The sequence below is a fragment of the Candidatus Moraniibacteriota bacterium genome (genome assembly GCA_016699425.1).
Classification (GTDB): domain Bacteria; phylum Patescibacteriota; class Minisyncoccia; order Moranbacterales; family UBA1568; genus SSEF01.
In genome coordinates this window covers 321,085-333,558 of sequence record CP064975.1, presented here as the reverse complement: position 1 = coordinate 333,558, position 12,474 = coordinate 321,085, and the positions used below count along the sequence as shown (strand labels likewise).

General features: G+C 55.2%; 11 protein-coding genes. All 11 read right to left on the bottom strand.

Annotated features, from left to right (window positions below; all coding sequences use genetic code 11):
- Positions 1-4: 4 nt before the first annotated feature.
- Positions 5-1,048 (bottom strand): 23S rRNA (adenine(2503)-C(2))-methyltransferase RlmN, encoded by a 1,044-nt coding sequence (locus IPJ68_01645; protein QQR78957.1) that lies wholly within the window; start codon positions 1,046-1,048, stop codon positions 5-7.
- Positions 1,049-1,095: 47 nt separating this feature from the next.
- A complete protein-coding gene (locus tag IPJ68_01640; protein ID QQR78956.1) occupies positions 1,096-1,425 on the bottom strand; it encodes a hypothetical protein in 330 nt (109 codons plus the stop codon).
- Positions 1,426-1,433: 8 nt separating this feature from the next.
- On the bottom strand, positions 1,434-2,186 hold the full coding sequence (locus IPJ68_01635) for a hypothetical protein (GenBank protein ID QQR78955.1): 753 nt from the start codon (positions 2,184-2,186) through the stop codon (positions 1,434-1,436).
- A 5-nt stretch (positions 2,187-2,191) separates the two neighbouring features.
- On the bottom strand, positions 2,192-2,749 hold the full coding sequence (locus tag IPJ68_01630) for a hypothetical protein (GenBank protein QQR78954.1): 558 nt from the start codon (positions 2,747-2,749) through the stop codon (positions 2,192-2,194).
- Positions 2,733-3,827: a type IV pilus assembly protein PilM gene (pilM, locus tag IPJ68_01625; GenBank protein QQR78953.1), complete on the bottom strand. Its 1,095-nt coding sequence runs from the start codon at positions 3,825-3,827 to the stop codon at positions 2,733-2,735. Before pilM ends, IPJ68_01630 begins: the two co-directional genes overlap by 17 nt.
- A gap of 65 nt (positions 3,828-3,892) precedes the next feature.
- A complete protein-coding gene (locus tag IPJ68_01620) occupies positions 3,893-5,347 on the bottom strand; it encodes a pilus assembly PilX N-terminal domain-containing protein (protein ID QQR78952.1) in 1,455 nt (484 codons plus the stop codon).
- Positions 5,337-5,972: a type II secretion system protein gene (locus IPJ68_01615; GenBank protein QQR78951.1), complete on the bottom strand. Its 636-nt coding sequence runs from the start codon at positions 5,970-5,972 to the stop codon at positions 5,337-5,339. Before IPJ68_01615 ends, IPJ68_01620 begins: the two co-directional genes overlap by 11 nt.
- 14 nt (positions 5,973-5,986) lie before the next feature.
- Positions 5,987-7,369: a prepilin-type N-terminal cleavage/methylation domain-containing protein gene (locus tag IPJ68_01610; GenBank protein ID QQR78950.1), complete on the bottom strand. Its 1,383-nt coding sequence runs from the start codon at positions 7,367-7,369 to the stop codon at positions 5,987-5,989.
- Between the two features lie 6 nt (positions 7,370-7,375).
- Complete coding sequence (locus IPJ68_01605; GenBank protein QQR78949.1) at positions 7,376-8,599, bottom strand: type II secretion system F family protein; 1,224 nt, start codon at positions 8,597-8,599, stop codon at positions 7,376-7,378.
- Positions 8,600-8,655: 56 nt separating this feature from the next.
- On the bottom strand, positions 8,656-9,579 hold the full coding sequence (locus IPJ68_01600; protein ID QQR78948.1) for a hypothetical protein: 924 nt from the start codon (positions 9,577-9,579) through the stop codon (positions 8,656-8,658).
- 11 nt (positions 9,580-9,590) lie between these two features.
- Positions 9,591-12,398 carry an excinuclease ABC subunit UvrA gene (gene uvrA / locus IPJ68_01595; protein QQR78947.1) on the bottom strand — a complete coding sequence of 936 codons (2,808 nt, stop codon included), beginning with the start codon at positions 12,396-12,398 and terminating at the stop codon, positions 9,591-9,593.
- Positions 12,399-12,474 lie beyond the last annotated feature (76 nt).

Below are 12,474 nucleotides of genomic sequence, written 5' to 3'. Positions count from 1 at the left end.
GGGGCTATTTCTGAGTTGATTTCTCGACGATGAGCTGACCGCAGGCGGCAGCGATGTCGGCGCCCATGGTGCGGCGGCGCGTGACATCGAGCTTGGCTTGATTGAGTCGCTGCTCGAAATCGAGGAGTGCTGAACTCTCACTCGTCGAATACCGACTCTTGGTGTCATTGTAAGGAATCAGATTGATCTTAACTTTGCCGACTTTTCGGGCGAAGGCGATAAGCTTATCGGCATGGGCAGACGTGTCATTCACCCCCGCGAGCATTACATATTCAAAGGTCAGATGCCGACGCCGGCTTTCAAACTTCAAGAAATATTCTTTTGTCCACTCTGCCAGATCGTCAAGGAATTTCGGATAGGACGAAGGCATGATGGCCGTACGCGTCTTGGCATCAGCGCTATGGAGCGACACCGCGAGACGGACTGGCGGCCAGGTGACATCAGTGAGGAGCTTGCGCAACATGGGGACGAGTCCGACGGTTGAGACAGTGAGACGTGTCGGACCCATGTCGGTGTGTGCGAGGAAGGCCTGGAGCGATGCCTTCACGTTCTCATAATTCGCCAAGGGCTCCCCCATCCCCATGTAGACGACGTTGGAAATCCGCGGCTCGAGATCATGCCGGCCAGCGAGGAAATACATCCAATAGCGATACTGGTCGATGATTTCGTCAGCGATGAGGCTGCGCGTGAAGCCCATCTTGCCGGTCGCGCAAAACGTGCAGGCCATCGCACAGCCGACTTGGGACGAAACACAGATCGTCCAGAAACCGCGCGCATTCTGCATGAGGACCGTCTCAATTCGTTTGTCATCCGCTGTCTTGAGGATTGCCTTGAACGTGTCGTGCTTCACACTTTCGAGAACTGCGATCTGGGAGAGTGAACACCAGGTGATCTGATCCGCTAACTTCTGCCGCCATTCTTTGGAGAGTACGGTCACGTCTTCCCAGGCATGCCAATCCGAGCGAAACAAAGCCGCCTCTGCCTGGCGCAGACGAAATGCCGGTTGGCCGGCGAAGAGTCGAGTGAGGGTTGCGGTACGCGTTTCCATAGGTGAGCGTCCGCATATTTTACCCTAGCAGCACGCGAGCGTCAAGGTTATGGTTTCTTCGCCCTCGCTCCATCGAAGAGGTTTCTCCCGGTCTCAAGCTTCATCGCATGGGCCGTCCGATCCTGATCCAGCCATTCCAAGACTTCGAGGAATTTCTTTTCTTGAAAGGCGGTTTCTTTCGCGGTCTGTTCCAGATACGCCTTACGCTCCCCGTCGGTCCACTGATAGCGATAGAGGTCTCTGTGCCACTGATAGGCGACAAAGCCCGAGATGAGGAGGAAGCAAAACGAGAACAACGTCTTGTAATGCCGGATCCAGAAATACAGCCCGCGTTTCCGAACCGATCCCAATGAGAGGTGTTTGAGTGAAAACTTCATAACGCACATTAATCATTCATATAGACGACCGTCTCGAACACCGCATTGAGTGTATCTGTCTCTGGTCTCTTCACGGTTTCAATTGGGGTTGCACCGAAAGGATCGAGAGTACCGGACTCTGGAACGAGGCCGATGTCATCCTTTGACTTGGCCTTGATATTCAGCCCGATGACATCGAGCGCATAGGGCAGTGACTCAAGGCGATGCAAGTAACGGACGATATCGCCGTATTTACCAGTGACTATGATTGTCAGCTTCAGGTATTTCTTGAGGGGGAGGTCGGTGATAATTCCAGTTTCTTTGTTCACCGGATTCCCTGCCTTGACTGGCTCGTCGACAGCATCGTCTTTTCCAGCGCCTGGAGTCGCCACTTTCGGCGTGCCTGATTTCTTTTCCGTCGCCGTGATCTTGCTTTCGAGGAACGCATTGTCGCGGGATTCGATTTCGATTGCGACCGCTTCATCCTCGGCCAATCGCTCCAGCACCTCGATAAACTCAACGAGTCGATCCTTGGTCAGGACAATCCCGAGGTCTCCGACGTGCTCGGTGATGAGCCCGTGCTGCGCTTCGAGCTCTGGCAGACGATCCAGCTGCTTCTCCCGATGCTCGCGCGTCACCGCATGCTTTTGAATATCATCCATCTTCGTCTGAATTGTGGAAAGGAGCGCACGAACACCGAACCAGGCGATCAACCCGATCGTCACAAAGAGGGTGAGCTGCATCACCGTCGGCTTCAGTTTGTCCCACATTGGATTCGACATAGGTATCAGGATTGGATCAGGCACTCTCGCCGGAGCTTGAAGTCGATTTGGAAGTCGATCTCCTTCTGCGAAAAGAGATTCGAAATAGGAACCCGCACATCACTCACGCATTCATCTTCCTTCAGCGCCGCCTCGAACTGCAGGAACTGATCGCGCGTACCAGCTTGACCGGCGATCGAGACTGTATAGTCCTTGGTCATGAGTTCGATGATGACGACGCCTTCGGGGGCGAGCCGCTGAAGCGATGCGAAGAGCGTACTCCAATGCAGGTGTGACCGCTGATACCGGGCGACATTCTCTGTCTCCGCATTGACTCGTTTGAACTCTTCCTGATAATTAACGAGCTGCTTCGCTTCCTCGTTATACTGTTCGAAAGCCGCCAGCGTGTCCTGACCGACCTTCACCTGATAATTCAGGATCGTATAGATCCCGCCGAGGATGACGATATAGTACAGCTCGAGGAGGAGTACGAGCGTCGTCTGCCACAGGAAAAACCGGTAACGGAATTTCCGCACGAGCTCGTCCTTCTTTGTTTCAGGCAAGAGGTTAAGTAAGATCTTCATATTCATCCAAGCCCCGGAGCGCGAGGCCGATAGCGGTCGAGTACTGAACGGAGCGACCTCGATCGATGGGCGGCAGTGTCCGACCGAGTTTGATATTGAGCCATGGGTTGCCAAACTCCACGGTGAGATTCAGACGCTTGGTGAGGTAGGGCAAGAGACCACGCATGTTCGAGCCGCCGCCGCAAAGCACGACGTTATCGATGGCGGCCGAATAACCGAGATTCGTGAGATAGAAATTCATCGAACGTTCAATCTCCACCGCGAGGTTTTCGAGTATCGGCTGGGCCGCTTTGAAGAGCGGACTCTTCATCGCGAGTGATCCGAGACCGTATTTGATCTTCATCGCCTCGGCTTCTTCGAACGGGATGCGCATCTCTTTTGAAATCGCGTCTGTGATCATCTGAGACGAGAGCGGGATACTCGATGTGAAACACGGCGTGTGGCCAATGGCAACGAGGAAGCTCGTACGCCGGTCGCCGATATCCACGATGAGCCGAGTCTTGTCCTCATCACGGTCGACGAGGAGACTGCGCGCCTGAGCGATCGACTCGGTCTCAAGCCCGACGACCTCGAGCCCGGCTTTTTCAAGCAGGCCATGGATCTGATCGACCATGGAGCGGGCCACCGCGACGACGAGGACACTCATCTTGTTCTTCTCCTTCGACAGTTTGCGATCGAGAACTTGATAGTCGTAGTACACCTGATCCAGTGTGAGCGGGATATTCGCTTCGATTTCCCATTTGATCGCTTCCTTCACTTCTTCCGGTTCCATCGTCGGGAGGGAAACCACCCGGAGGAACGCCTTCGTTTCAGGGAGCGAGCAGATGACTTTCCTCGTCTTCACCGGCTTAGGCTGCGTCTTGTCCAAGAGCTCCCGGATCGCCTGCGCCACGACTTCCTCTTTGACGATATCACCGTCGACGATACTCCCGAGAGCAATCGGGACCGAACCGAAGCTCGAGACGATTTCTTCATCCCCCTCACGCTCCAGCCAAATAGCCTTGACGGAAAGATCGGACAAATCCAGACCGAACGGCTGGGGAAAGAGATTGAATACCTTCTTCCGAAAAAAACTCATACCGAATATGTTTGTTTACTGTCGTATCTGTATTTCTCTTCTTTCAATCATACCATGCGCCACTGCTACAATTCTTCCCAGAGATCGAGCTCGTACTGTGTCCCTGTCGGAAAATACGGTGGCGGGTAGTACAAGAGGTTGTTATCGTAGTACAGGTTGCGCGTCGTATAGCCCGTTCCATCGGTCCAGGCAAAACCGTAGCGAAGATTGGTCGCGATGGCACCGTACACAGTGATGACAGATTTCGAGTCGGGCGAGTAGCCCTTATCGACGTAGTGTTCACGACCGACTCGCCCCTGTTGCGCCAAGAGTGCGGCATCGATCCGGAGGTCGTTCTCACTCGCCCAGGCGATTTCGATATTGTTCTGACCAACGATGCCAATGATGTCGCGCCCATCAGTATTCGTATACCGAATATCGTTCAGGATATAGACCGATGGAGCCGGTCCGCCCAAAAGATCTGCCGCCGCGATCGTCACCTTCCGGTCATTGATCGTCCCCTCCACCCAGGCATTGTCCTCGACAAATATCACTCCATCATCGGGTATCGAATGATTGCTGAGACAGAGCCCGGAACATGAGTTACACGTACCACTCCCGCTGTTCCGGGTATACCTCGTTATCGAATAACTCGTGTTATACGTGTTCACTTTACACGTATCGTATGTTCCGTTGGATTTCAAAATGATCCGCGTCCCGAGATTATTCGCGCCCGTACCATTGTAATACGACCCTGTTCCCTGAGCCGCTGTCTTCATCAGACTGAGGTCGCCCAAGACGCCGTTGAAATCGATCGTGGCTACCGGAAACTGTCGGCCTGCCTCGAAGACATCCGTTCGAGCCGGGACAGCAGCCGGGGGCAAGGGATCCGTCGGTGAATCATGGGTATGCACCCCGAACTCATTGCCGCCGGTATGGTCCGGGTCATTGTAATCGGTAACTGCACTCGTGATGACATTGTGGGCAACACCATCAAAGCGGATTCCGACATTCGAGTGAATTTTCCCGAATACTTCGGTGCCTGCCCCAAAACGCATGAAGTCATTCGCCAAGACAGCACTCTCACTCCAAGACGGCCGCCTGAGCCGGACTTGGAGGACGCGGACCAGATCCGGATACCGATAAGTCCAGGCGGTGGACTTCACAATCGCAATAGTCGATCCCGTGGTCGGCGGCGTCACTTCCAGACGATACCGTCCAACCACTCCGCCCGATGGATCCGAGTAATCATGTTCGTACGGGGTCCCCACTCCATAGGCGGTTCCGCTCGTCCAGAACGCCTGGATCTGCGAGGCCGTCTTCCCTTCGACATTGTGCGCCAGATACCAACGATAGAAATCGATCCCTGCTTCGGCAATTTGGATCGACTGCTCACGCGAGCGGATCTGGAGCGAGTACTTAATGTTGGAGGTGACGAATTGGATGATGGACACGAGAATGATCTGCACCACGGCCATAATGATGAGACCGTAGACGAGCGCACTCCCGCGCTGGCTTCTCATCGGTCGGCTAGTTGTCATAGGATTCCAAGTTACGGAGGTCCACGAAGGATTCCACATTGATATTATTCGGCGCCTTGATCGGATCGATATTCATCCGGAGGAGCACCCGGACGAGCCGCACATCCTCGATGGCAATCGGTGTCGCGATCGGATTGTTCACGGTATCACCCGGATAGTTCTCATTATAGTAGTAGAACACGGGCTGAGCCGCTTCATTGACGATGTAGTTCGCGATAATGCTCGTCGTGCCGTCCCCTGACGCATACGTCGGTGGTGTCGCCGCCGATGGCTCGCGCACGCCACGCATCAGCTGATCATTGGCTGTATCGAGCCAATAGTGCACCCGTTCCGTCACCCCATCATTATCGATGTCGAGATACACCTGGATATCGAAATCATCGCCTGACTCGATGGGATAATCGCCATTATCGGCCTGACGAACTTTGCGAAGGTTGTTGATGATGTCGCTCGAGGCCCGGTTCACCTGGACCGCCGTCACCCCGGTCTCAAGGATGAACTTATTCGTCTTCCAGCTGCTCGAAAAGAGGAGTGTAAAGCCAATAGTACCGATACCCATAATGAAAATCGCCACGAGCATCTCGACTAAAGTCATCCCTTTGAGGTGTTTTTGAAACAGCGACATACGTTGTTCGGTCATCAAGATGGAGTCAGATCGACGGTTATCGGTTCGAGTCCGGCAGTGACCGTGACCGTCCCCGTTTCAGTATCGTACCCCGCAGCCGTAATCTCATAATCATAGGTCGCGGCGACCATACCCGGCGTCGCCGTCTCGGGGAAATAGGCTTTTCCATATTGACTCGTGGTGACCGTCTCATCATACGTGAGCGTCGTGTTGGTGAGCTGGACCGACGCACCGCTAACCTCCGTCGCATCAGTGGAATTTGTCACGGTGAAGAGGACTCCATTCACGGCTTCGTCGGCGAGAATCATCGCCACTCCTTGAGTCGTTCCCGGCGCCAACGGGATGAGGTTTGGGGCCGAGGTCGACTCAGGCTCGAGACGAATGAACGTGTACCCGGTCTCTCCAGGATCAAGCGTCCAGGTATAACTGCCGTAGCTACGATTGGCGTAGTCATGTTCGCCATCCGTATCGGTCGAATCATCCATCCCGAAATCTAATACCGCCACGCCCGTCCCCGACTGCGTCCCGATCTGGCGACCGCCATCGATTCGATAATCGATATCTGGGATATCCGCATCGAACGGATCCTTCGTCCGAAGCTCAAGCGTCGAGGACTGATCCATCACGAAGGAAGCTTGATTCACGACTGCGTTCACGACCGAAGCATGGACATCCACCGGGATAAAAGCCGTCGTCGGATACGGCGCATACGTGGCGCTCCCGAAATGACCCCCCTTCGAAAAGGTCACGTGGTACCCCTGAGAACTCGCCGGGGCGCCAATGAGGAAAAGATTGCCCGTCGCATCCGTCGTCGTCGTCACGTCTATCGATGGGCTGACCGAACTATTGGTGATATGCACCGTCGCGCCCGACAGACCGTTGCCCTCTGAGTCGAGGATATTGATCGACAAGATGCCGCCACCCACGGACTGCTCGATGCCCGGCGGAGCAAAGGTCGAAAAGAGCGCCACCTTTTCCGCTTCGCTTTCGTCTCCCCAAACGACTTCGATGCGCACCCGTTTGGAATCATTGGGAACGAGATCATTCGGGCTGCCACCCAGCGTGCCGTCATAGGCATCATCGACATATTGGATGAACGTATGCACCTCATAGTGCATATTGTTCACCTGAACTGTTTCGTCCTGTGCGATATCGCCAGCGGGGATGCCTGAGATTGTCCCGATATTGTCATAGTCCAGACTCCGGACGATCTCCATCTTCTGATTGGCGAGCGCGATGGCTCCCAGCCGGTTCTTCGACTGCTGGATGAGCGCCGTGCCATAGGCGAAGGTCTGAAAGAACACGGTCGTGATCAATGCAAAAAGGAAAAGAAACACCAGCGCTTCAATGAGGGTGAACCCCCTTCGGTGCCATCTCCGCTGACTCAGGTATTGCATAGGGTACTACTGGATGTTTTCGAGAACGCTGTACATCGGCTGGAGCATCGCCACCGCCATAAACCCGACCATACCTCCGATGAGGAGCATGAGGATCGGCTCGATGATTGATGACATGTTTTTGGTGATCTGCGAGACCTCTTCCTCATAGAACTCTGCCAACCGCTGCAACACGTTCTCCGTTTTTCCGGTCTCCTCTCCCACTTGGATGATCTGCGGCACCAGAATGGGAAACAGTACCGGATACCGCTCGATGATCTTGGAAAGCTCCGTCCCCTTCTGAACTTCTTCGATACCCTGAACGAGGGCTTCTTTGTAGTGGACATTGCCCAGTGTCCGTGACACGATGGTCAGTGCGTTGATGACCGAGACGCCGCTCTTGAGAAGTGAGCTGTGGATACGCGCAAAACGGGCACAATTCACCTTGACTATGATATTGCCGACGATTGGCAGCCGGATGACAAGCCAATCAATGGCGTACCCGCCAGCCTCGGTCTTCGCTGCTGCCCGGAAACCGACGACGGCTCCGATGACGAGGAGGATCGCGATGAGCCAATGCGCTCGGAGTAGATCAGACAAGTGGATGATGAAAAGGGTTGTCGCCGGCAGCTTCACATCCATATCCATAAACACTCCCGTGATCTTGGGGAGGATATAGGTCAGCATCAGGGTCGCGATACCGATCATCGCGACGACGATCACCGCGGGATAAATCATCGCACCCCGGACCTTGGACAGAAGGTCATTCTCTTTCTCCAGCTGCAGCGCCAGGATCTCGAGGACTTCCTCGAGATTACCTGAAACTTCGCCGACCGAAATCATATTGACGAAGAGCTCGTTGAACACCGCCGGATACTTGGCCAGGCCCTCAGAGAGCTGCTTGCCAGCTTGGACGTCGTCATAGACGCTCAAGAGGATTTTCTGAAAATACCGATTCCGGGTCTGGACGGAGAGATTATGGATCGCCCGCGACACCGTCAGGCCCGATGAAACCATAACTGCGAGGTTTCGGGTGAAGACCATTTTCTCCTTGAGCGGAACCGTCCGGAAACGATCAAGAAACTTGACCTGCGTCCCGTCCGAGGCCGCTTCGATGCATTTGATAGACGTGACGAGAAACCCTTGAGTCCGGAGTTCCTGGGCGACCTGTTTCTCATCCTTGCCACTGATCTCGCCCCCCTTCGTCTCCCCGGACGCTATATTCTTGGCTGTATATAAATACTTCGGCATAGCCGTTTTCTGGTTGGTGTTTCTTTTGTTTCAGTATACCACGCAGACCCACCATATCAGGCCGAGAGTCCATGGATGGTCAGCCGTTCCTTGAAGCGATCGAAGACGACTGGTCCCTTGGGATGTGGCAGGAAGATGAGCGCCTCGTCCGTCGCGATGATGAAGGCACCTGGAGTCTGTGTTTTCGGATTGCGCGCGATCTTCCCTCTCTGCCAACGAGACAGGTACGCTTCATAGCCTGGCCAGTCAAGCGCACGCTCAAGCCACTGCTGCCATTGGCTTTGGAAACGCGAGACGGGACGAAGCCAATGGTTCGGCAAGACGGTTGGCTGATAGGTCGGTTTGATCCGAGCCATCCAACGGTTTGCAAGTTCGAAACGCCGTTCGGTTTCACGGCCGAAGAGCGTATACATGAAACGGTATTCGCTCGCCGAAAAGTAATCCTGCATGGTGATCTCCAAACTGCCATCGGTCACAAAATGATTCAGGCAAGCCCGGTTCTCGATGTGTTGTCCATGGCGGCGCTTCCCCATGAGCTGAAGCACGAGCGAGAGTGCTGTCCGGCCGCGCCAGATCGCCCCCTGTCGGAGGACGACGAACAGATCCCAGTCACTGTCGCGATCCCCGTACTTCATCGAGAGACTGCCTGTCAAAGCGATGAGTCTGACAAACGGAACCCAAGCGATGAATCGAACCAACCGAGTGGCGCGCTTGATCTTGGGGACAGAGTATTTCTCGCTCCGGATCCGTTCCTGTATCAAGGCCTCTCGCCCAGGCAATATCACAAAGCCCTGGCAGCGGGACACCACACGATCATGAACGAGTCCGTCGAGTGCGGCCGCGACTTGGCCAAGTATCGGACAACCTGTCATCGGATCATCCCGCGTCGTCACCAGATGCTTCCAGACTTCGAATTCCGTCAATGGGTACTCCAATGCGTCGTAGTAAGCGATCGTCGCCAAAGCCGCCTTCCTGAGCATAGCGAGATTGATTACAGATACTTTCCGGTGAAGCCCGCTTTTGATTTCTTTAATTTCTCGGGAACGCCGCAAAACACCAGTTCCCCGCCCCGGTCCCCGCCCTCCGGCCCCATATCGATGACCCAATCCGAGGCCCGGATGACATCGGTGTTGTGTTCGACGACGAGCACCGTATTCCCTTTGTCGACGAGTGCATTCAAGACCTCGAGCAGCCGGCGGACGTCTTCGAAGTGAAGACCGATGGTTGGCTCGTCGAGGATATAGAGCGTTTTGCCAGTTGATTTGCGTGCCAGTTCTGTCGCCAGCTTGATCCGCTGGGCCTCACCGCCTGAGAGATTGGGGGCACTTTGGCCCAGGACGAGATAGCCGAGACCAACTTCTTCGAGCACGCGAAGTTTCTCTTCGATCATCGGCTGGTCCAAGAAGAAATGCCGCGCTTCGGTCACTGTCATGCGGAGGACATCCGAGATATTCAGTCCGCGATACTGAATCGCGAGCGTCTTTGCATTGTACCGAGTGCCCCCGCAGACTTCGCATGGAATATAGATATCGGGGAGCAAATACATCTCGATTTTCTTCAATCCCCCACCCTGGCAGACCTCACAGCGCCCGCCGCGCATATTGAAACTGAAATACGAAGCGGAATATCGATCCTTGACGGCTTCCGGCGTCGCGGCAAAGACATCGCGGACGAGGCTAAAGATACCCGTATAGGTCGCCGCATTCGAGCGCGGGGTCCGGCCAATCGGATCCTGGGTCACCGTGATGACCTTATCGATCTGATCGATGCCCTTGAGTGCCCGATGCGCCCCCGGATCAGTCCGCGCCTGATAGAAGTGCCGAGACAATGCCCGCGAGAGGATATCGTGGACCAAGGTCGACTTCCCCGAGCCCGAGACACCCGAGACCGTGATAAATTTCCCCAGCGGGATCTCGACAGTCACATTTTTCAGATTATGCTCTGTAGCACCTTCGATCACGATCGCCTTCCCGCTTCCCTTGCGTGGCGCCCTTGCTTCCTGTACCAGACGTTTACCGGACAGGTACTGCCCCGTCAAGAGTTTCGACTTCATGAGCTTTTCCGGTGTGCCCGAGAAGATAATCTCACCGCCCTCTTTGCCCGCACCAGGACCGAGGTCGATGATCCAATCCGCTTTGCGCATAATCGCGACATCATGTTCGACGACGACGAGCGAGTTGTTGGCACCACGCAACTCCTCGAGCGCCCGGATAAGCCGGTCCGTATCACGGCTATGCAGCCCGACCGATGGTTCGTCGAGAACATAAATAATACCGGAGAGGCCGGACTTGATCTGGACCGAGAGTCGAATCCGCTGCGCCTCGCCACCCGAGAGCGTATCCGCGCTTCGTGAGAGCGAGAGATAGCCCAGGCCCACCTTATCGACGGCCGAGAGCCGCATCTCCATTTCATTGAACAATGGCTCGATGAGTGATTTCACTTCGCCTTCTTGCAAGAGCTGAGGACGCAGGTCCCGGAAAAATCCACGGAGATCTTCAATGGATTGACCGACGAAATCGTTGATGTTTTTTCCAGCGATGAAGACAGAGAGCGATTCGGAGCGGAGCCGTTTCCCACCGCAATCCGGACAGCGCCGCATGAACATGAAGGTCTCAATTTCCGCCCGCAGGTGATCAGACTTCGTCTCGCGGTATTTGCGTTCGAGCAAGCCGAGCACACCAGGGAAACCAAATTCGTCGGCCAAGTCGCGCTTGGCATCACCGCGCAAGATATAGGTCCGTTGTTTCTGTGAAAGTTTCTTCACCGGCACATCGAGCGGGATCTTCTCGCGCTTCGCCATCTCGCGCAGGAGCGCCATCGGCCCATTGCCATTGCCGCGATCGCTGTTCATCTTGCTCCACGGTCGGATCGCCCCTTCAGAAATGGACAAGGATTCATTGGGGATGACGAGTGCGGGGTCGAATTCGAGCGTGACACCAAGGCCGCCGCAGGTCGGACAGGCACCTTCGGGACTATTGAAGGAAAAATGGGCGGGTGAAAACTCGGGCAGTTCGATCTGGCAGGCCTCACAGCGATAGTGCTCGTGATAGGTATGGAGACGCTCTCCGTCGACCAAGAGCTGCATCACCCCCTGCCCAGTCTGAAAGGCCGTATGGATCGAATCGAGCATGCGTTCCTTATCTGGCCGCGCCGTATCGAGATTCAACCGATCGACGATGACGAGACACTCTGCCAGTGCCATCAGATCAACGGTGTTGCGCAGTTCGGCCAAAGCGACTGCGGTGTCCCGGTACCAGACCCGGACAAAGCCCCAGTCATCGATGAGTCTGAGGGCCTCTCCCCAGTTCTTCCCGGCTAGGAGCGGGCTGTCGGCGGCAAAGACCAGCGGCGAATTGTTTGGCAAAGACAGGATTTCTTCGAGGATCGCGACCGGTGTCTTACGGGAAAGCGTCTGAGCACATTTCGGGCAATGGGGCTGGCCGACCTTGGCAAAGAGCAGGCGCAGATAGTCATACACTTCCGTCATTGTGCCCACCGTCGAGCGCGGACTGCGCGAGACGCTCTTCTGGTCGATCGAGATAGCCGGCGACAGGTTGCGGATCGTGTCGACATCCGGTTTGTCATACCCCTCCATGAAGTTCCGGGCATACGCCGAGAGACTCTCGACATAGCGCCGGTTCGCCTCGGCGTACAGGGTATCAAACGCGAGCGACGACTTCCCTGATCCCGACAAACCCGTCACCACGACCAGACAGTCCCGCGGGATGTCAATGTCGATGTTCTTCAGATTGTTCACGCGAGCTCCACGAATTTCAATGACGCTCTTTTTTCCTGGCATACGTTGTGCGGTACAGAAGACGAATTGTTTCCGAGTATAGCAGATTTTTGCGCGTGGGTAAACCGCCGCACCTGCT

Coding starts and splice junctions, on each gene's coding strand:
- IPJ68_01645 (QQR78957.1), bottom strand. CDS start 1,048: ATGGAAACGCGTACCGCAACCCTCACTCGACTCTTCGCCGGCCAACCG.
- IPJ68_01640 (QQR78956.1), bottom strand. CDS start 1,425: ATGAAGTTTTCACTCAAACACCTCTCATTGGGATCGGTTCGGAAACGC.
- IPJ68_01635 (QQR78955.1), bottom strand. CDS start 2,186: ATGTCGAATCCAATGTGGGACAAACTGAAGCCGACGGTGATGCAGCTC.
- IPJ68_01630 (QQR78954.1), bottom strand. CDS start 2,749: ATGAAGATCTTACTTAACCTCTTGCCTGAAACAAAGAAGGACGAGCTC.
- pilM (QQR78953.1), bottom strand. CDS start 3,827: ATGAGTTTTTTTCGGAAGAAGGTATTCAATCTCTTTCCCCAGCCGTTC.
- IPJ68_01620 (QQR78952.1), bottom strand. CDS start 5,347: ATGACAACTAGCCGACCGATGAGAAGCCAGCGCGGGAGTGCGCTCGTC.
- IPJ68_01615 (QQR78951.1), bottom strand. CDS start 5,972: ATGTCGCTGTTTCAAAAACACCTCAAAGGGATGACTTTAGTCGAGATG.
- IPJ68_01610 (QQR78950.1), bottom strand. CDS start 7,369: ATGCAATACCTGAGTCAGCGGAGATGGCACCGAAGGGGGTTCACCCTC.
- IPJ68_01605 (QQR78949.1), bottom strand. CDS start 8,599: ATGCCGAAGTATTTATATACAGCCAAGAATATAGCGTCCGGGGAGACG.
- IPJ68_01600 (QQR78948.1), bottom strand. CDS start 9,579: ATGCTCAGGAAGGCGGCTTTGGCGACGATCGCTTACTACGACGCATTG.
- uvrA (QQR78947.1), bottom strand. CDS start 12,398: ATGCCAGGAAAAAAGAGCGTCATTGAAATTCGTGGAGCTCGCGTGAAC.